General features: G+C 59.1%; 16 protein-coding genes and 1 other RNA gene. 6 read left to right on the top strand and 11 right to left on the bottom strand.

Features of this window, described 5'->3' with window-relative positions; all coding sequences use genetic code 11:
• Window positions 1-106 precede the first annotated feature (106 nt).
• Window positions 107-1,756, top strand: a complete 1,650-nt coding sequence (recN, locus tag DWB85_RS00265; protein WP_117951968.1) for a DNA repair protein RecN — start codon at window positions 107-109, stop codon at window positions 1,754-1,756.
• Between the two features lie 27 nt (window positions 1,757-1,783).
• Here the strand turns inward: recN and fur are convergent, their stop codons facing one another.
• A complete protein-coding gene (gene fur / locus DWB85_RS00260; protein ID WP_117951965.1) occupies window positions 1,784-2,218 on the bottom strand; it encodes a ferric iron uptake transcriptional regulator in 435 nt (144 codons plus the stop codon).
• 73 nt (window positions 2,219-2,291) lie between these two features.
• Here fur and DWB85_RS00255 point away from each other — a divergent pair, with 73 nt between their 5' ends.
• Window positions 2,292-2,669, top strand: a complete 378-nt coding sequence (locus tag DWB85_RS00255; RefSeq protein WP_117951962.1) for an outer membrane protein assembly factor BamE — start codon at window positions 2,292-2,294, stop codon at window positions 2,667-2,669.
• A 16-nt stretch (window positions 2,670-2,685) separates the two neighbouring features.
• Here DWB85_RS00255 and DWB85_RS00250 read toward each other — a convergent pair whose 3' ends face one another.
• Genes DWB85_RS00250 through DWB85_RS00240 form a run of 3 tightly spaced genes read right to left on the bottom strand, consistent with a single transcriptional unit; the run spans window position 2,686 to window position 4,762 of the window.
• Entirely contained in the window at window positions 2,686-2,991 is a 306-nt protein-coding gene (locus DWB85_RS00250) for an RnfH family protein (RefSeq protein WP_117951960.1), read from the bottom strand.
• Window positions 2,992-2,995: 4 nt separating this feature from the next.
• Window positions 2,996-3,427: a type II toxin-antitoxin system RatA family toxin gene (locus DWB85_RS00245; protein ID WP_117951958.1), complete on the bottom strand. Its 432-nt coding sequence runs from the start codon at window positions 3,425-3,427 to the stop codon at window positions 2,996-2,998.
• A 12-nt stretch (window positions 3,428-3,439) separates the two neighbouring features.
• Window positions 3,440-4,762 (bottom strand): sodium-dependent transporter, encoded by a 1,323-nt coding sequence (locus DWB85_RS00240; RefSeq protein WP_239017176.1) that lies wholly within the window; start codon window positions 4,760-4,762, stop codon window positions 3,440-3,442.
• Window positions 4,763-4,896: 134 nt separating this feature from the next.
• Here DWB85_RS00240 and smpB point away from each other — a divergent pair, with 134 nt between their 5' ends.
• On the top strand, window positions 4,897-5,379 hold the full coding sequence (gene smpB, locus DWB85_RS00235; RefSeq protein WP_162845943.1) for an SsrA-binding protein SmpB: 483 nt from the start codon (window positions 4,897-4,899) through the stop codon (window positions 5,377-5,379).
• Window positions 5,380-5,663: 284 nt separating this feature from the next.
• Here smpB and DWB85_RS00230 read toward each other — a convergent pair whose 3' ends face one another.
• A complete protein-coding gene (locus DWB85_RS00230; RefSeq protein ID WP_117951952.1) occupies window positions 5,664-6,485 on the bottom strand; it encodes a sulfite exporter TauE/SafE family protein in 822 nt (273 codons plus the stop codon).
• A gap of 131 nt (window positions 6,486-6,616) precedes the next feature.
• On the opposite strand from DWB85_RS00230, the gene ssrA reads away from it, so the two are divergent.
• Window positions 6,617-7,006, top strand: a transfer-messenger RNA (tmRNA) gene (ssrA, locus tag DWB85_RS00225).
• Between the two features lie 298 nt (window positions 7,007-7,304).
• Window positions 7,305-7,739 (top strand): LAGLIDADG family homing endonuclease, encoded by a 435-nt coding sequence (locus tag DWB85_RS00220; protein ID WP_205422630.1) that lies wholly within the window; start codon window positions 7,305-7,307, stop codon window positions 7,737-7,739.
• Window positions 7,740-8,025: 286 nt separating this feature from the next.
• On the opposite strand, the gene DWB85_RS00215 is transcribed toward DWB85_RS00220, so the two are convergent.
• The 4 genes from DWB85_RS00215 to DWB85_RS00200 form a co-directional block, all read right to left on the bottom strand.
• Complete coding sequence (locus tag DWB85_RS00215; protein WP_117951950.1) at window positions 8,026-11,127, bottom strand: DUF3427 domain-containing protein; 3,102 nt, start codon at window positions 11,125-11,127, stop codon at window positions 8,026-8,028.
• 38 nt (window positions 11,128-11,165) lie between these two features.
• Window positions 11,166-11,603, bottom strand: a complete 438-nt coding sequence (locus DWB85_RS00210; protein WP_205422629.1) for a (deoxy)nucleoside triphosphate pyrophosphohydrolase — start codon at window positions 11,601-11,603, stop codon at window positions 11,166-11,168.
• A complete protein-coding gene (locus DWB85_RS00205) occupies window positions 11,585-13,282 on the bottom strand; it encodes a class I SAM-dependent methyltransferase (protein ID WP_117951947.1) in 1,698 nt (565 codons plus the stop codon). Before DWB85_RS00205 ends, DWB85_RS00210 begins: the two co-directional genes overlap by 19 nt.
• A 71-nt stretch (window positions 13,283-13,353) precedes the next feature.
• Complete coding sequence (locus DWB85_RS00200) at window positions 13,354-14,007, bottom strand: energy-coupling factor ABC transporter permease (RefSeq protein WP_117951945.1); 654 nt, start codon at window positions 14,005-14,007, stop codon at window positions 13,354-13,356.
• 253 nt (window positions 14,008-14,260) lie between these two features.
• On the opposite strand from DWB85_RS00200, the gene DWB85_RS00195 reads away from it, so the two are divergent.
• On the top strand, window positions 14,261-15,649 hold the full coding sequence (locus DWB85_RS00195; RefSeq protein WP_162845942.1) for a glycerophosphodiester phosphodiesterase family protein: 1,389 nt from the start codon (window positions 14,261-14,263) through the stop codon (window positions 15,647-15,649).
• On the opposite strand, the gene DWB85_RS00190 is transcribed toward DWB85_RS00195, so the two are convergent.
• Both DWB85_RS00190 and DWB85_RS00185 read right to left on the bottom strand, forming a co-directional pair.
• Window positions 15,650-16,753, bottom strand: coding sequence for a Na+/H+ antiporter NhaC family protein (locus DWB85_RS00190; RefSeq protein ID WP_117951939.1), 1,104 nt, complete (start codon window positions 16,751-16,753; stop codon window positions 15,650-15,652). It abuts the gene before it with no gap.
• Between the two features lie 80 nt (window positions 16,754-16,833).
• Entirely contained in the window at window positions 16,834-18,363 is a 1,530-nt protein-coding gene (locus DWB85_RS00185; RefSeq protein WP_117951936.1) for a glutamate synthase-related protein, read from the bottom strand.
• Window positions 18,364-18,371: the final 8 nt, after the last annotated feature.

The raw sequence follows: 18,371 nt of genomic DNA, 5'->3' as shown, positions 1-18,371 counted from the left end.
GGTTGTATCACAATGGGGAATAAACACAAAACCACTGCCCGGGCTCAGCCGATGTTTATGCGCTCATCCATCTGGGGTATAAATGGGAAAACCGACAGGGACCACCATGCTTAGCCATATCAGCATCAGCAACTACACCATTGTTTCCGCGCTGGAGATGGAATTTGCCCCCGGCATGACGGTGATCACCGGCGAGACCGGCGCCGGCAAATCCATCATGCTGGACGCCCTGGGCCTGTGCCTGGGCGACCGGGCCGACCCGAAAGCGGTGCGCCACGGCTGCGACAGGGCCGATATCACCGCCACCTTCGATATCTCCAACATTCCAGCCGCCCGGAATTGGCTGCAAAGCCGCGACCTGACGGGGGGAGATGACTGCATCCTGCGCCGGGTGATTACCACCGAGGGCCGCAGCCGGGCCTACATCAACGGCAGCACCTGCACCCTGCAGGACTGCGCCCAGCTCGGCGCCATGCTGATCGACATCCACAGCCAGCACGCTCACCAGTCACTGCTGCGCAAGCCGGTACAGCGGGCGCTGCTGGACGCCTACGCGGGACAGCAGCAGCTGGCCTCGCAGGTGGAGCAGCTGGCTTCCGCCTGGCTGCGGGCCCAGCGCGAACTGGAACTGCTGGCCGGCAGCCGGGACGAACACACCGCGCGGGCGCAGTTGCTGGCCTACCAGGTGGACGAACTGAACGCCCTGGCCCTGCAGGAAGGCGAACTGGCGGAACTGGAGCAGGAACAGAGAACCCTGGCCAACGCGGAGCAGATCCTGAGCAGCGCCCACGCCGCCCTGGAGCTGTGTGAGGAGCAGGAAAGCGGCACCCGCAGGGCACTGCAGCTGCTGGCCGGCGACGTTAACAGCGGCGCCGCCATCGCCGGCGCCCGCGAACTGCTGGACAGCGCCGCCATCCAGCTCAATGAGGCCCGCAGCGAGATCGAGCGCCACATCGACGGGGTCGAGATCAATCCGGAACGGCTGGCGGATGTGGAGCAGCGGCTGGAGGCGATTTACGATGTGGCCAGGAAGCACCGGGTTATGCCCGAGGACGTCATCGCCACCCACCAGCACCTGGAGGAAGAGCTGCAGTCACTGTCGGGCAGCGGCGAGCGTATCGACGAGCTGGCGGCAGAGATGGCGAAACTGGCCGCCGAATACCACACCGCAGCGGGCAAGCTCGGCAAGCAGCGGCAAAAAGCCGGCAAGAAACTGGTGGCCGCGGCCCAGGGTATCCTCGCCACCCTGGCCATGGCCCAGTGCACCCTGGAAATCGCCCTCAGGCCCCGGGACGACGCCGCACCCCACCCCCACGGCCGGGAAGACATCGAGTTCCTCATCAGCACCAACCCGGGTGCCGCGCCCCAGCCCCTGGGCAAGATTGCCTCCGGCGGCGAACTGTCGCGCATCAGCCTCGCCATTCAGGTGGTCACCGCCAGCGCCGGGACCGTCCCGAGCATGGTCTTTGACGAGGTGGACGTAGGCATTGGCGGCGCGGTGGCAGAAGTGGTCGGGCGCCTGCTGCGGGGCCTCGCGGCACAGGCGCAGGTCTTATGCGTGACCCACCTGCCCCAGGTGGCAGCCCAGGGCCAACAGCACCTGCAGGTGAACAAAACAGCTGACAGGAAATCGGTACACACCGATCTCAGCCAGCTGGACGCCGATGGCAGAATTGATGAGATCGCCCGCATGCTGGGGGGCGTGAAGATCACCGAGCAGACCCTGGCTCACGCCCGGGAGATGCTGGAAGGCTAGGGCCTGTTCACAGTAACTGAGTTGGCCCTAGCCCTTCTTGCGCACGTAAAGGACCAGGGAGTGGTCCTCCAGCTCATAGCCATGCTCGCTGGCTATCTCCCGCTGGCGCTGCTCAATCACCTCATCGTGAAACTCGATGACCTCGCCGGATTCCATGCACACCATGTGATCGTGGTGCTCGCCGCGGGCCAGCTCGAACACTGAATGGGAGGTACTGGAACCGTCCCGCCCGGCCTCGAAATTGTGCCGCGTCACCAGGCCGGCGGTATCGAACTGGGTCAGCACCCGGTACACCGTGGCCAGGCCCACATTTTCCCCGGAATCACGCAGGGCATCGTACACTTCCTCGGCGCTGAGGTGGCGCTGCTCTTCGGCTGCGGACTCCAGTATTTGCAGGATTTTCACTCGCGGCAGGGTCACTTTCAGACCGGCGCGGCGTAGCTCCTGATTCTCTTCTGCCATGGGGAAGGGGTTCTCTGTGGGATTCAGTAGCGGTATGATGCCACCCCAAGAAGTGAAGTGGAAGTTCTAGCCGATGCGTATCCTCCTTGTCGCCCTGGCGATAACCCTTGTCAGCGCCTGTGGTGCCGTTGGTTTTCCCGGCGTGTACCGCATTGACGTTGAGCAGGGCAACATTGTTACCCAGGAAATTGCCGATCAGCTGCAGCCCGGCATGAGCAAGCGCCAGGTACGTTTTATTCTCGGGACGCCGCTGGTGGAGGACACCTTCAACCGCAATCGCTGGGATTATGTCTATACCCGCCGGAACGGCCTCGACGTGCTGGCCGAAGAGCGGCTGACGGTAACATTCGACGATGATTCACTGGTGGGCGTGAGCGGTGATTACACCCCGGCCGCCTTCGGTGCTGCCCCGGAGGCAGCGGCCACCGGGGAGGAAGAGGAAGCCAGCTAGGCTGACGACTTGTCGCCTACTGGCCGCGCCGCTCTTTGGCCCTGGCAGCCCGCGCCTTGCGCACCTCTTTCGGGTCGGCGATGAGGGACCGGTAGATTTCAACCCGGTCGCCCTCGCGCAGCACCTGCTCCGGCGACACGACCCTGGCAAATATGCCCAGCTTGGCATTGTCCAGATCTATGCCATCGAACCTGGTGCTTATCCCCGACTGCTTTGCTGCCTCCAGGGCCGAGGTGCCCTCGGGTACCTGCAGGGCGATAATCGCCTGTTTTTCCGGCAGCGCGTAAGCCACCTCCACGTTGATCAGAGTCTGCTCAGTCATTTTGCTACCCGTACAGTTCTTTCGCCCGCTTCTCCACCGCGGTCACCAGGTTACTGGTCACCGAATCGAACAGCTTTGAGGCAGCGGCGCCCAGAATAGCGTTATTCACCCGGAAGCTCAGGTCAAGGCTGACCTTGCAGGCGCTGTCTCCCAGCGGGGTGAATTCCCAGCGGCCCTGGAACTGCCTGAACGGCCCCTCCACCAGTTCCAGCGAAATATGCTCGGCGTCCACCATCCGGTTGCGGGTAACAAAACTCTGCGACACGCCACCCTTGGACAGGTCCAGGCGCGCTTCCACCCGCCCCTCTTCCCGGCGCAGCACCTCGGCACCGACGCAGCCATCCATATAGTGGGGATAGGCCTCTATGTCGTTAACCAGGTCGAACAGCTGCTGGGGCCGGTAGGGCAGCAGCGCGCTTCTGCTAATATTTGCCATAAATCCACAACCTTACCAAACAAATCCCGACACCATGACCAGCACGATTACGGGGGGCGCAATATAGCGCAGGAAGGCGTGCCAAAGCGAGAAGGAGACCTTGGACTCACGGCCAAGCTGGGGCCGCAGCACGGATTGATGTACCGCCCAGCCCACCAGCAGGGCGACCAGCAGGCACACCAGCGGCAGCAGGATGTCAGCGGTAACAAAATCGAACCACTGCAGCAGGCTGGGTTCGTCGCCGCCGCTGGCGGCAATCGAGCCGGCGACCGCCCAGGCCAGCAGCCACACGGCCCCGCCGACAATAGTGACCGCGGTGAGCCGCCGCAGCCGCAGTTGCTGCTGCAGCACCCGCACCGCGGGTTCCAGCAGCGCCGCGGCAAAACCCAGGGTGACGATGGCCGTCAGGCCGAAAAACAGGCTGCCGTACACTTCCCCCTGGGGGGCATTGGCAAAAGCGTAGGGCAGGCTGATAAACAGCAGCGCCGGGCCCTGCGCTGGCGCCAGGTTCTGGCCGAATAACACCGGGAATATCGCAATCCCGGCCAGCAGCGCCACCACGGTATCGAACACTGCTACCGCTATTACCGAGCGACCAATGGGAATACGCCGCGGCGCGTAGGCACCGTAAACCAGGCCGGCCCCCACCCCCACGCCCAGGGTAAACAGGGCGTGACCCATGGCCGCCAGCTGCGCCCGGGGGGTGAAATCCACCAGCTTTATTGTAAACAGGTAGTTGCGAGCCGCATCGAGGTCACCATTTTCCAGCGCGTACTGCACCAATATGCCCAGCAGGGTGATCATCACCGGTACCGCCAGCCAGACCAGTACGCCCAGTCCCCGCCGCACCCCCGGAGCCAGTGCCAGCAGCAGTGCGGCAAGAAACAGACTCTGCCACCTGAGCTGTTGCCAGCTATCGGCCAGCAGGGCCTTGAAACCGGCGGCCACCTCCGGCGCACTGGCAGCGGACAGTTCGTCACCCCGCATCAGGTCCATGTAATACAGGCTCCAGCCGGCGACCACAGCCTGGTATCCGGCGATCAGCACCCCGGTAACACAGGCCAGCAGGCCCAGCCACTGCCAGTGGCGGGACAGCAGCGAGCGGTCACACACGTTGCGAATGGCCAGTACCGGGCTGCCCCGCCCCCAGTAGCCGAGAATAAGCTCGGCACACAACAGTGGAACCGCCAGCACAAACAGCCAGAAGATATAGCTGAGCATGAAGGCGCCGCCCCCGTACTGGCCCAGCAGCCAGGAGAATCGCCACAGGCTGCCCAGGCCGACTGCGGCCGCCGACAGGGCCAGCACAAAGGTGGTACGGCTGCGCCACTGCACAGGGCTCCCCACCAGCGTCTGGTTCACCAAAAAATACCTAAAATTATCATAGGCTTAGATTGCCCCAGCCCATCCGGGGTGAAAAGGGAAAGATTACCGTTTCAGCGCCGGTCCAGCGACGTATAATGCGCGCCATGGCAAAAAAGAAACACAACAAAGCGGACAACGTGATTGCCCGTAACAAGCGCGCAAGCTTCGACTACCACCTGCTGGAGACGTTCGAGGCCGGCATTGCGCTGTCTGGCTGGGAGGTAAAGAGCCTGCGCATGGGCAAGGCCGACCTGGCCGATTCCTATGTATTGATGAAGGACGGTGAAGCCTTCCTGCTGGGCTCGCATATTATCCCGCTGGAGACCGCCTCCACCCACTTCGTCACCGATCCCACCCGCACCCGCAAGCTGCTGCTGCACAAGAAGGAGCTGGCCAAAATACAGGCGGCGGTCACCCAGAAGGGCCAGACCTGCGTCTGCACCCAGCTGTACTGGAAGGGTCATCTGGTCAAGGCCCGCATTGCCCTGGCCCAGGGCAAGCGGGCCCACGACAAGCGCGACAGCCAGAAAGAAAAGGACTGGAACCGGCAGAAGCAGCGGATTATCCGCGATAACGTCAAGCAGTAGCCAGGCTGTTATTTGCGCCGGCGAGCTTATTCAAACTCGATCTAATGGGCGCCTTGCGAAAATCCCGCCCGGCTACCATATTTATAGCGTGGGCCGCCCCGGCCCGTCCCCAAATCCGAGCGTCAGGGGTACGGCCTGCAAGGTATACGGTGAAAACCGCAACACTCTCCCATGGAGGAGAGCGCCGGGTGAGGGACCCTGGCGCGATGCAATTCCCTCGCCATAGGCTGACCCCACAGGCCGCAGTCGATTGCACCCCGCATTCGGTTGCGGCTTCTTTGTCGCTAAGCGATAACCGCGAAAAACCGCAGCAACATCCGCACCGCTACAATCAACAGAAATACGCCAAAAGCGAGGCTCAGGTGGCGCTTTGACAGGCGATGGGCGAGACGCGCGCCAACGGGCGCCATCAGTACCGTCATCGGCGAGATCAGCGCCACGCCAATCAGGTTGACATAGCCCAGGTTGCCATAGGGCAGCCGCGGGTCATCCAGCCCATTGATGATAAAGCCAATCGTACCCGGGACAGCGATCAGCAGGCCGAAAAAGGCCGCCGTACCAACCGCCCGGTGAATCGGCTGGCTCATCATGGTGAGCGCCGCCACGCTGAAGGTGCCCCCGCCAATGCCCATCATCGCCGACAGACCTCCGATCAGCGACGGCGTGATAATGCCGCCCGCTCCCCGCGGCACCTGTTTCCAGGGCCGGTAATCATCCAGGGGCAGCAGCATCTGGATGGCGATCAACAGGGCGACCACCCCGAAAACCCCCGCCAGCACCACGCTCTCGACCTGGGCGGCCGCCACTGAGCCCAGCAGCGAACCGACAAAGATAAACGGCCCCCAGCGCCTGGCCAGGTCCACATCCACCGCCCCCCTGGCATGGTGCGCCCGCGACGAGGACAGGGAGGTAAAAATAATGGTGGCCAGTGAAGTACCCACCGCCACGTGCATGCGTATCGCCGGATCCACCCCGCGCATCGCCAGCGCCGTATCCAGCACCGGCACAATGACAATACCGCCTCCCACACCCAGCAAGCCGGCTATCAGCCCGGCCACCACGCCGGTAGCCGCCATGGTAAGTGCCAGCGGAATCAATCCCTCCATCGCCCTGCTCCATCTCCCGAATGCGGGCAGAATACACGGCCGCTCCCGGGCCAGCCAGCGGGCCAGGGCAACAAAGGCCTTGAAAATTCACAGGTTCGTCCCCATAAACTGATGTACAATGGGAAGTTCCTGGGGGCGATTTGGATTCGACGACGGATACAAACCCTGAGGTGCATGCCGTGATGACAGCCAATCACGTTAATCCAAAGCTGTAACCTTATAGTTGCCAACGACGACAACTACGGTGCTCAGCTGGCTGCGTAAGCAGTCAAAAGACACCATCTAGTAGCTTCGGCTCTAGCGGTCATTAGCAAGGTGCCAGTACCGCGCTTACTGACTGTCATACAGAACTGGACCGCAGTGAAGTATGTTCTGGGCTTTACTGTCAAATTAAACAGAACTCGCCAATCACGTCCTGCCCGTTGGGCTGTGTGCGGCTAAAGCAATAAACGGAATCTAAGCATGTAGAGCCGAAGGCAGAGGTCTGGCGGACGCGGGTTCGAAACCCGCCGCCTCCACCAAGTTAGAGGAAGGTCACCACTTGGTGGCCTTTTTCATTTGTACTCGGCGGCTTTCGAACCCGCAGCCCGAAGGGCGACGGTGGCCGAACGCAGTGAGGTCTGTCGGGGTCGTCCCGTAGGGACGGCGTAGGCTCGAGACCGGCCGCCTCCACCAACAAACGAAAAATGGTCATAAATTTGATGGCCTTTTTTGTATTGGCGACTCGATGCCGTAGCTACAACAGATCATATTTGACCACCTCCAAACCATCTCGCTCCAAGAGCGGTAAGATAGAGCCTTCCTCGCCTGGATTTTGGAATGATGAGGTATCGAGTTGCCAAGAAATTGACTACTGCTGAAGCAGCTTATATCGCAGGCCTGGTCGATGGTGAGGGAAGCGTTACATTAACGCGCAAGCATCAGAATGAAAATCGGCATCTTGGACTGACAATCAGCAGCACTGAATTGCAGCTACTCCAATTCGTTGTTGATGCTTCCGGCGTCGGCAACATATCAAACAAGCAAGCATCCAAGCCCAACCACTCACACAGTTTCGCCTATGGCGTTTACAATCGTCAGGCGCTGCAAGTGGTTGAGCAGATATATCCTCACCTACTGTCTTATAAGGCTGATCGCTGCGCTCTAGTTCTGCGCGATTATCTGAGACTGACTCCGAGAAATGGCAAGTACACCAGTGAATTGACGAAGGAGAGAATGCAGTTTGAGAGTCAATTTTTGAGCATCAGGCCGTAGCAAGCTGCGCACTTCACCAGCCAGTGTCAGGCTCTGGGTTCAACTCCCGCTGCCGTCAACCAAACACGGGGGACTCCTTGCTGGTACTTTCTCGTGCTTTTGGTTTAACCGCCAGAAGTTCAAGTATGATGGCCCCCAATACGAGGACCTCCTTCAATCCATTCAATCTAAATCGATTATCGACCGACCACTTGTCAAGCAATAATCCCTGCGAAAAATTTCCGCGGAAACGCGCGAGGACATACCACGTATGACCATTCACAAGTGCTGATCGTCGACTCTGGCTTTATGCCACCGCGGCCGCGAATAGAGCGTACAAATCACCTGGTAACGGCTCATCTAATTTCCATGTAATCCCCATAGGCCGCTCACCCTCATGGGACACATAATTTGCAGGCCCCAAAAACCAGAACGCCCGCTCCTCAGTATTCTCTCGAGCAAAAAGCATTATTTTCGTACCCTGGCGAACGTGATTACAGTATCGAGAGCCAGTGGGACTTGCTGCTCTGGTGCTTGATTGACTCTCCCAGTGAATTAGATCACTGCTAATCGCATAGTCTCGATACATTGTGGTGGGTGAAAAATTTCCCGCAGACTTGTCCAAGGTGAAGGCTAGAACGTCTACCTGCTCATCCTCTATCCATAAAACACCTTCTCGCCATGGCCTCGTTTTGGCGTGTTCACCGACCCCGAAAGCGGCCAAGATTTCGATCCTGGTATATCTGCCGTGGACCTGTAATGGTGAGCATTCATGGCTAGCAAGAGGCTGATGCACGTGGTCTATCTGCTGGCGTAGCAACGAGAACAGTTCTCGAACCTCACTTACAACCTGAGGATGACCCCACAGCAGCGAAACACCCTCCTCCAGAGAGTCTTCCCTGCCCAACACTTTGTCGCAAGTTCCGGCAACAAGCATACGAAGCATTCTTCGCTCTCTGACAGTAAACCTGCTAAGCACCGGCGCCACCTGGTTATCCAAGATATCAATGTAAAAATCTAAACGCTCTTCATCATCGATATGAAGCAAGCGGCCGATTGACCGTCTCAACACCAGTTCATGAGCACCTGCGGCAGATACATCACCATTTACTGCGTCGAGGTAGTCAGACCAAGACTTATTGGATGTGTAAACATCCGCAAGCTCTAGACCGCTCTCCTCCAAAAAGTTCTGCAGAGTTGGAGCAACGCCTCCAGCTATCAAAACTTTGAGTTCACTAACTTTTTCACCCCAACGACTCGGCAAAGCCGATTTGAGACTTTCTAGAACGACGTCTCTGGCGACCCGATCTAGCTCCATATGGCATCCAGCCGGCAAGAATGGAAACGACTGCTCCACTTGATCTTTGAGGTGCTTTCTTGTCCCCCCTAAAAGCCCTGCAAGACGCAGATCAAATCGAAACTCTTTGCGGTGCATACCGACGAAGTCCAGCACCATGCACACGGATTTATCTTTACTTTTCCGTAGCCCCCTGCCCAACTGCTGCAAGAACAGCGTAGCACTCTCGGTAGGCCTGAGTAGAAGCAGAGTATCCACTGAAGGAATATCAACTCCCTCGTTGAACAAGTCGACCGAAAAGAGCACCTGTATACTTCCATCAGCGAGTTGCGTTAAGGCCTTTTTTCGATCGACATCTGGCGTATCGCCCCATACCGCACAGGAAGAAATACCAGCGGCATCAAAGCGTTTTGCCATAAATTGGGCATGTTGAATGCTGACACAAAAACCAAGCGCCTTAATCGAGCGGACATTATCTGTACGATTAATCAGTTCCTTGATAACCCTCCGTACCCAGGCATCGTCTGCGGTGTAGAGATTGCTGAGTTCACTGATGTCATAACCTTTGCCTCTTCGCCACGGAATATCTTTTAGATCAAGGCCATCGTGAATACCGTAGTAGTTAAAGGGAACAAGGCGGTGCTGATCGATGGCATCCCACAGTCTGAGCTCAGCTGCAATTCGGTTGTCAAACCAATCAAGCACCGAAAGACCGTCAGTTCTTTCCGGTGTGGCCGTCAGTCCCAGCAGTTCTCTCGGCTTTACGTGAGACAGTAATCTGCTGTACGACGGGGCGGCAGCGTGGTGAAATTCGTCTACTACTACGACATCGAAGTGCTGCGGATCCAGATTATCAAGGTCTGCGGCATTGAGGGATTGTATCGAGGCAAAAACATGCTCAAAAACTACAGGGCGATTTTTACCAACCCACTTCTCACCAAATGAAGCCTCTCGCAATGCATAGCGAAAAGTGGCTAGACTTTGATCCAAAATCTCCTCCCGGTGCGCAACAAAAAGTAAACGACTTCTAGCAAGCTGATCCTTTAATCGAGAATAATCTACCGCCGCCATCACGGTTTTTCCTGTTCCCGTCGCAGAAACAAGCAGATTACGGTGATGCCCTTGCCGCCTCGCCACAGTTATCTGCTCAAGCAATCGCTCTTGAAAAGGCTCCAACCTGAGCTCGACCGGGCTCAAAATGATCGACGGCCCGCTAGACCTGTCGGACTTAGTTTCGGTCTTGAATTCACCTACATCAAAGTCGCGAAAGTCACCACCCGACCAATACGCGTCAAACATGGATGTCATTTTTCTTAGGACATCCGGGTTGCGCAAACCCGAAACCCGGACGTTCCACTCTATGCCGCTCTCCTGCGCGGAATAGGTCAAATTTGACGAGCCAATATAGGCTGTGGAAGCCCCCGACTCACGATGAAAGTGCCATGCCTTGGCATGAAGTCGCGCTGAACTCGTATCATAGGAAACCTTTATTTCAGCCCCGATATCCTTGAGCATTTCTAGTGCTTTTAGCTCCGTTGAGCCGGTGTAGGTCGTGGTCAAAAAACGAAGGTTGGGCCTGGATGGACTGCGCTCAACATGTCGCCTTAGGCTTTCCATAAATGAACGAATACCACTCGCCCTGATAAACGCCATAACGACATCAATTCGGTCGGCAGACTGGATTTCTGTCTGTATCTGCGCTCCCACTCGGGGCTCACCGCGTGCATTTGTTAGCAGTGTAGTGTCGAGCAATGGGGTCAATGGCTCTGCGATTTGAGGGACAGAACCATCGGGATTAAGAGGCCAAACCGCAGTGAGCACCTCTTTAGAGCTTAGTACTTGATCTTCAGATGCCTCGGCCTTGGCGATCGTTCGATCAATCTTATCTATCAGATCACGCGCCAGTTGCACACCTACATCGACACGATCCTTGTCGTTGACGCTCGAAAGGGCGGACATCACTACTCGGCCCAGATGCAATGCCAGCCTGTCACCTACTTCTGCAGCATGGAGGCTCTTTCTGACTATAGAAAGACTATCGCTGTCCAGACTTTCCAGCTCTCGATTCAACGATTCGGTTATGATCGCTTCAAAAAGCCCTTTCTTCGACATCCTTGTGACCTCGCATTTATTTTTCGCGATGTATAGCTCTATTTGCTAATCATAACTTCACGGCATAGCGCTAGTAGGGGAACATCAGCCGGCGCCCATTCAATGCAGTCCAGTTCTTCAACAGTCAACCAGCGAAATTCTTCATGATCGATTAACTGTATGTCTCCCTCAAGAATTCGCACTTGATATGCGAGCAGCCGAACAATTTTTGTTCCATAATCGTAGACGCTTTCCCCAATGTAGCGGCCAATCTCCGCCTTAACACACAGTTCTTCCTCTAACTCGCGGACAAGGCACTGCTCAGGGGACTCTCCGTCCTCCAACTTGCCACCTGGGAACTCCCAATATCCCTCCAGATGCATTCCTGAACTGCGTTTAGCGGAGAATAATTTTCCGTTATTTAGTATTACCGCTGCTGCTACATCTATACAGGTATTCATAGCCAGTAAATCATCCATCACCGCCCCGAGTTCCATTCAACTAACTGCTGGTCATTTCTCAATCGTGCTCGCTGATGAAGCATTGCCGCGAAGATATCACCCGCTTCCATGTCACCATCTCGAAGATTTGGTAAGGATGACCCGGCCTCCAATAGAAACTTATCCCGCAGTGGCGAATCGAGGTAGGCTTGCTGCCACCATTGCAGAATCCGCTTTCTCGCATCTGCCATAGTGGATGCTGATGGTAGCTTATCCCCCTTTGCCAGATTCGCACTGGCGCTGGCGGGCATCAGGTTCCAGAGATCGTTGTTCAACCACCTGACCCAGGGGAAGCAGTGATCGATATGCGGCGACTTGATATTACTGGCGGTCCAGACGCAGGGCACCTTGATGCCGTCGTTCTTTAACGCAACAACACGGCTTGCTGCGACCCCTGTATCACGCCTACCCTCCTCCCAGTCGAATACACTCGCGTTTGTCGGTTGATAGTCGGCGACACTCCAACTGGCTGTAAGCCCCGACCATTCACGTAATATCGCGGGCTCCAGCCAGCAGGCATACTGGCCCAGGGTTTGCCAGATTCTCGCGGGTATGCGGAACGTTCCAAACTTCGAAAGATAGTCTTTCGAAAGTGTGATGGGCCTGCCCTTCGATCGAAGCGACTGCCACTGAAACTCAAATATGGGCCTGTTTTCGCCGGGATAGCTTATGTACCTGGCCGGCATTTGCGTAATGTTTCTGCAGGCATCCCTGATCGCGCCGGTGACAATTGCTCCCCTTTCGGGATCGAAGCTGGCTCCCACTCGTAGATCGTAGTTAGATATCGAGGCCAGCTTGTAAAAGTCATCGCCGGCAAACCCCATTCCTTGCCGGGTATTTGGAAGCTGCGGAATTTTGTGAGTCAACACCAGGGGCTTGTATTGTTTAAGCCAGTAAAGTCCCACTATGCCGAGTGGGATATCGACATAGTCTTCGCTGCGATGAATCACTATTCCAGGGCACCCTTCGGCTATTCGCGTCAACACACGCAACAGGCCAAGCTTGTAGGAAGAGGACTTGTCATCGTTGACGATTACGTGGCGAAGCAGCGGCAGGCTTCCGGTTCCGTCATCGGGAATGGTAAATACGAGAGTTTCCCAGGCTACGTGCTCCCGTCGTTTGTCCCTCTCGGAAAACTGGTCTGTGAGCGCGATTGCTCGCTGCTTGCCGAATTGAATCAATTCATCGGCTGAAACCGGATGAAAACCGCGCTCGGCGTTTTCATCCTGATCGCTCCCCTTACGAAGAGTGAATATCAATACCCCGCCCGGTTTCAACAGCTCGGTGAGAACCCGGAAAGCTCGTTCACGTGACTGCGCTCCCGGCGGTAAATGCATCCAGACGGCGCTGACGAGAATGAGATCGAATCGATGCCCAAGCGCGCGCAGTTTATTAAGCCCGGGCAAGGCGTCATCAAGCCAGGTAACTCTGGGATCAGAGCCAGGCCCGGCCAGCTGTCGCATACCCTTGCTGGGTTCCACGGCTATTACATCCCAACCCAGGGATGCCAGCCAATTCGCATCGCGACCTGAACCAGCGCCAATATCGCAGGCAAATCCCGGCTTTTCTGGCAGGTGCCGGCTTACCCAGCCTGCATGAACAATTTCAGAGGGGATAGCGTCATACTGCCTGCCTAGCTCTTGTGCATGCCGGTTGTAATAAGTGGTGCTGCTCATTATTTCAGCGTAACGACAGCCTCAGGATTTGTGAAGCGATTGTTTGTAGCCAGCAGAGAGCCAGGCCCCCCTCAACCCACCTCCTCATAAGTCCGAACCCAATCCGGATAAAAAACCGCCAGGGTCGTCATCACCATGCCGTTGATAAAGCCCTCGGGAAACAGCATCAGGGTGATCAGGGGCCAGCTTTCCAGGGCGCCGCTCACCATCGTCTCCTGGCCCGCCAGGGCCAGCACCCCGAGCCCCGCCAGCGCCAGTGCCAGGCCACAGAGTATGCCGCCACCAAAACCGGCGCCGAGTACATACACGAAGAGGTTGCGCGACCAGCGGCGGTGCACTTCGCGGGCAAGGAGGGTGCTCACCGTGGCGGGGATGGCGACTGTCAGCAGCCAGGCCACGGGAATGGCGGCGAGGGTCTCGCCTATCAGCCAGGTATAGGCCAGGATGGCGACCGTGCCGGCCAGCACGGAAAAGCGCCAGCCCAGCACAAGGGCCAGGGAGGTCATGCCCAGCAGGTGTAGCCAGAGGCCCGCTATGGTGTTTACCGACATCAGCCACAACACCACGCAGGCCAGCACCCCGCCATAGAGCAGGTGATACCGTTCCGGGGCGGCGCGCAGGGCAGACCAGTCAGCGCGCAGGGCAACAAGCGGCAGGCACAGCGCCATCAGCAGCCATGCGCTGGTGATCAGCCAGGCGGGGAGCAGTTGGGCGGAAATGGTCATCGTCGTTGCGCCGGGCCCGGCTTTAGCCTGTCCGGCGGTAGCGCGTCACGGTATGAACTCTCGTCATTATCTCCACATTTTGCCAGCTTTCAGTTCTTCCGCTCATGTTACACCTTTAGCGTCGCGCACAAACAATATAGCCGGCAGGAACAGACGGCCTGCCTGCGCCCCTGCGGCCGGGACGCCAGCTGACTTGAGTTCGATAACATGCCTGGCGCATCATGGGCACCCAAACTCCGATGGGCCGGGAACCATGACCAGACATTCGTTCGCAACCACCACCCTCCTGCTGGCGCTGGCAGCCGGAATGACCGCCTGCTCCGACAATGATGGCCGCCCGGACATCCCCCCGTCCAACCTGACCGTGATCTCCCAGGCCGCCCCCGAGGGCGCCCCCGGGGAAATGCCCTACCTGGAACTGCCGGTGATCATGGATCAAGCACAGCCGCGGGATGTGCGCGTCAGCTACGAAACAGCACCCGATAGTGCCGAGGAAGGCAGCGACTATCTGTATGGTGTTGGCGAAGTGCTTATTCCCGCTGGCGAGCTGGGGGCCACCATCCAGCTGGAACTGCTGGGCGATGCGGAGGAAGAGGCGGCAGAGACTTTCCTGGTCAGGTACTCCGTGAGAGGCAATGCCACAGCGCTCGGCGAGGTGGCCACCGCCACCATCGCCAATGACGACACCGCCTGCGATGCGCCGTTCCAGCTCACTGACAACCCCTGGCGCGTGTTTGGCGCCGACCCGCTGAACTACGCCCACCGGGGCGGCGTCATCGATTTCCCGGAGAATACCCTGTACGCCTATGCCGAGGTGGCGGCCGCCGGGGCCGATGTGCTGGAGATGGACGTATACCAGACCCTGGATAACGAACTGGTCATCCTCCACGACCTGGACGTGGACCGCACCACCAACGGCAGCGGCCTGGTGTCGGAGCGGACCCTGGCCGAACTGCGCCAGCTGGACGCGGCGTACTGGTTTGTGCCCGGTGAGGGTACGCCCCACGACCGGTCCGCCGGGGACTATCCCTTCCGCGGTATCGCCAGCGGCGAGGTGCCCCCGCCCCCCGGCTACAGCGCGGCTGACTTCCGCATTCCCACCCTGGAGGAAGCGCTGCGCAGGTTCCCCCACCAGCTGATCAACGTGGAGCTCAAGCCGGACCTGGACGGCACCGGCAATTACGAGGCGCAAGTCGCCGGCCTGCTGCAGCGCTACGGTCGCCAGAGCGACCTGATCGCGGCCTCCTTTGTCGACGAGGCGGCCAACAACTTCAAGGCGGTCGCACCCTGCGTGCACACCTCGGTGCCGCTGGACCAGGGCTCACTGCTGGTACTGGGCTCCCAGGGCGACGGTATTATTCCCCCGGTGCCGGAACACGTGGCCTTCCAGGTGCCACCCGACACCATCCAGATCAACGCCTCCCAGCTGCCCCCCGGTTTTTTCCTGGAGGTAGTCACCGAGGACTTTGTCGGCGATGCCCACAACGCCAACCTCGCGGTGCAGGTATGGACAATCAATACCTGTGAAGAAATGCTGCGGATGATGGAGCTGGGCGTGGATGCCATCATGACTGATCGCCCGCTACTACTGGAAAAGCTGCTCAACACGCCGCAGGAGCAGCGCAGCTGTGATCCCGACTAACTATGCCTTCACCGGCTCAGCCAGGTACAGATAAATCCCCACCAGCACCAGAGCCGCCACCGCCAGCATCAGCCACCAGGGCAATCCGTAGCCCACCGGCAGGGTGCAAACCAGCAGCGCCAGGGTGCCGGTGAGCATGGCACCGAAATCACGGCCGCTGATCACCACCGTGAATACCAGTACCAACGCCAGGAAGGGGTAAAAGCTGTAGGGAATAGACTTCAGGAACATGGCGTAGGCGCTCTGGTCCAGACCCTCTATCCCGGCGATCGATTCGGCAATCAGCCCCACCTGAAAACCGACCCAGGTGGTTATTACCGCGACGGCGGCGACCGGGGCTGCGGTGGAGTCCACCAGGTAGGCGAGCTTTTCCCGGGATATTTTCAGGTGGTCGCTCATGGGTCGGGTGGCATTGCCGACGATGAGGGTATTGGAATAGTCGTCGAAGAAGATGGTAAGACCGAGGAAGGCTATCACCGCCTGCCCCCTGCGCGGCGTGGTCGCCACCTGCAGCGAGCGCTCGACAATGCCCTGCATGCCGCCGTTGCGAGACACAATGCCCACCATACCGCCAATTGTCATGGTAAAGATCAGGATGGCGGCGTGGTCCGGGTCGGCGAGCGAGTCCAGCAGGTAGACCGCCATGGCATCGAACACTGCCTGCACCCCGCCCTGCAGGGTGAGCCCGTTCACCGCCCAGGCGCCGACGACAATGCCGGCGAACAGCGCGGGAATGACCGCCCGCAAAACAAACGCCAGGGTAATGGCCAGTACCGGCGGCAACAGGCAAGCCCAGGCGGGGATAACCGGCACCTGCCACTGCTGCAAAACCTGGCCCTGCCGGCGCAGTTCGATATCCGCCCGGCCAAAGTCGCTCAGGCTGAGGGCTGCGAGAACATCCCCATCGGCCGTCACGCCCTCAAACACTGGTTCCCCATCGACCCACAGGCTGAGCGCTGCATCGCCGGGGTCGGTCACGGTGACGGGAATCGCCAGGTCGGTGAGGAATACCGGCGGCAGCTCCAGCGAGGTCTCGGCCGCCTGCAAGGTGCCGGCCGCGAGGCAGATCACGACCAGCAGGGAAGCGAACAGCGCTTTGTTCATGGAGGGGCCCACATCCGTTGCCTGGACTTATCTTACTCCATGACCCGCATACCGGGTATCGGCAACCGGGAAAGCGCCCGTTAGCCCTGCACCCCCGCGTAGGCAATACCCGATAGCTCGGCCATCGACCGCTGCCAGGTGGTGAGGTCATCCAGGTTGAATTTGGACAGGGCGTCGTGGCCGCATGCCCGCGCCATCACCTGCATCAGCTCGGTGGAGGCGGTGAAAAAATTGTGCAGCCGCCTGGCACCTTTCTCCACCTCCATGCGCTGGCGCAGCTGTGGATCCTGGGTGGCAATGCCGGCGGGGCAATTGTTGCTGTTGCACATGCGCGCCGCGACACAGCCTATGGCCTGCATGGCCGAGTTGGACAGCGCCACACCGTCGGCACCCAGACACAGTGCCTTGATAAAATCCGCCGGCGTACGCAGGCCGCCGGTGATGATCAGGGTCACATCCCTGCGCTGCAGTCGGTCCAGGTGCCGCCGCGCCCTGGCCAGCGCCGGGATGGTGGGCACGGAGATGTTGTCCCTGAAGATCAGCGGTGCTGCCCCGGTGCCGCCACCGCGGCCGTCGAGGATGATGTAATCGGCACTCGCCTCCAGGGCGAAGTCGATATCCGCCTCGATGTGGTTGGCCGATAGCTTGAAGCCAATGGGGATGCCACCGCTGATCTCCCGCACCCGGTCGGCAATTTCCCGGTAATCCGCCGGCGCTTCCAGCCCCTCGAAGGTCGGTGGCGAGATCGCATCGGTGTTTTCGGCAAGGCCGCGCACGCTGGCGATCTTGCCCGTCACTTTGCTGGCGGGCAGGTGGCCGCCAGTGCCGGTCTTGGCGCCCTGCCCGCCCTTGAAATGAAAGGCCTGGACCTTTGCCATCAGCTCCTCGCGAAAGCCGAAACGGGCAGAGGCCAGCTCATAGAAATAGCGGCTATTGGCCTGCTGCTCTTCCGGCAGCATACCGCCCTCACCCGAGCATATGCCGGTACCGGCGCGCTCGGCTCCGGTGGCCAGCGCAATCTTGGCTTCCTCCGATAGGGCTCCGAAGCTCATGTCGGACACCAACAGGGGGATATCCAGCTTCAGCGGGCGTCGTGCGTTGGGACCAATCACCAGCCCGGTCGCCACGGGGTCGGTTTCCATCAGGGGCTTGCGGGCAAACTGGGCAACCAGTAGCTGGATGTCGTCCCAGCCGGGCAGCTCTGTGCGCGGCACACCCATTGCGCCCATGGGGCCGTGATGCCCTACTTTTTCCAGGCCCTCTTCCGCCAGTCGATGAATGTACTCCACCGTGGGCTCCTCGGGCGTCGCCCGGGGCGCCACGGTATCGCTGTTCACTGCCCGGGCCTTCTCAGTGCCCACGTCCGCCGCTGACAGCTGGTTGTGCGAGCCGTCGCAATAGGGCGGATTGCGCGTCTGCTTGCACTGGCACAGCCAGGCCTCACCGCTTTCCCTGGCCTCGAAACCCAGCGGCTCGAGCCCGGTACCCCGGTGGGAACCGTCACAAAAGGGCTGGTTGGACGATCGACCGCAGCTGCACCAGTGCCGCTCCTCGCCCTTGTCCAGCTCCACGCCGGCGGGCTTGATATCAAAAATTATCGGGTCAGACATTGTTCACT

The sequence above is a fragment of the Seongchinamella sediminis genome, assembly GCF_003457605.1.
GTDB classification, from domain to species: Bacteria; Pseudomonadota; Gammaproteobacteria; order Pseudomonadales; family Halieaceae; genus Halioglobus; species Halioglobus sediminis.
Note: the sequence above shows the minus strand (reverse complement) of the source record. Positions and strands in the feature narration are given on the sequence as shown.

What these genes read in the sequence shown, in the direction of transcription:
- recN (WP_117951968.1), top strand. Translation starts at nt 107, where the DNA reads ATGCTTAGCCATATCAGCATCAGCAACTACACCATTGTTTCCGCGCTG.
- DWB85_RS00250 (WP_117951960.1), bottom strand. Translation starts at nt 2,991, where the DNA reads ATGACTGAGCAGACTCTGATCAACGTGGAGGTGGCTTACGCGCTGCCG.
- DWB85_RS00195 (WP_162845942.1), top strand. Translation starts at nt 14,261, where the DNA reads ATGACCAGACATTCGTTCGCAACCACCACCCTCCTGCTGGCGCTGGCA.
- DWB85_RS00190 (WP_117951939.1), bottom strand. Translation starts at nt 16,753, where the DNA reads ATGAACAAAGCGCTGTTCGCTTCCCTGCTGGTCGTGATCTGCCTCGCG.
- DWB85_RS00220 (WP_205422630.1), top strand. Translation starts at nt 7,305, where the DNA reads ATGATGAGGTATCGAGTTGCCAAGAAATTGACTACTGCTGAAGCAGCT.
- smpB (WP_162845943.1), top strand. Translation starts at nt 4,897, where the DNA reads ATGGCAAAAAAGAAACACAACAAAGCGGACAACGTGATTGCCCGTAAC.
- DWB85_RS00185 (WP_117951936.1), bottom strand. Translation starts at nt 18,363, where the DNA reads ATGTCTGACCCGATAATTTTTGATATCAAGCCCGCCGGCGTGGAGCTG.
- DWB85_RS00255 (WP_117951962.1), top strand. Translation starts at nt 2,292, where the DNA reads ATGCGTATCCTCCTTGTCGCCCTGGCGATAACCCTTGTCAGCGCCTGT.
- fur (WP_117951965.1), bottom strand. Translation starts at nt 2,218, where the DNA reads ATGGCAGAAGAGAATCAGGAGCTACGCCGCGCCGGTCTGAAAGTGACC.
- DWB85_RS00205 (WP_117951947.1), bottom strand. Translation starts at nt 13,282, where the DNA reads ATGAGCAGCACCACTTATTACAACCGGCATGCACAAGAGCTAGGCAGG.
- DWB85_RS00245 (WP_117951958.1), bottom strand. Translation starts at nt 3,427, where the DNA reads ATGGCAAATATTAGCAGAAGCGCGCTGCTGCCCTACCGGCCCCAGCAG.
- DWB85_RS00230 (WP_117951952.1), bottom strand. Translation starts at nt 6,485, where the DNA reads ATGGAGGGATTGATTCCGCTGGCACTTACCATGGCGGCTACCGGCGTG.
- DWB85_RS00215 (WP_117951950.1), bottom strand. Translation starts at nt 11,127, where the DNA reads ATGTCGAAGAAAGGGCTTTTTGAAGCGATCATAACCGAATCGTTGAAT.
- DWB85_RS00210 (WP_205422629.1), bottom strand. Translation starts at nt 11,603, where the DNA reads ATGGAACTCGGGGCGGTGATGGATGATTTACTGGCTATGAATACCTGT.
- DWB85_RS00200 (WP_117951945.1), bottom strand. Translation starts at nt 14,007, where the DNA reads ATGACCATTTCCGCCCAACTGCTCCCCGCCTGGCTGATCACCAGCGCA.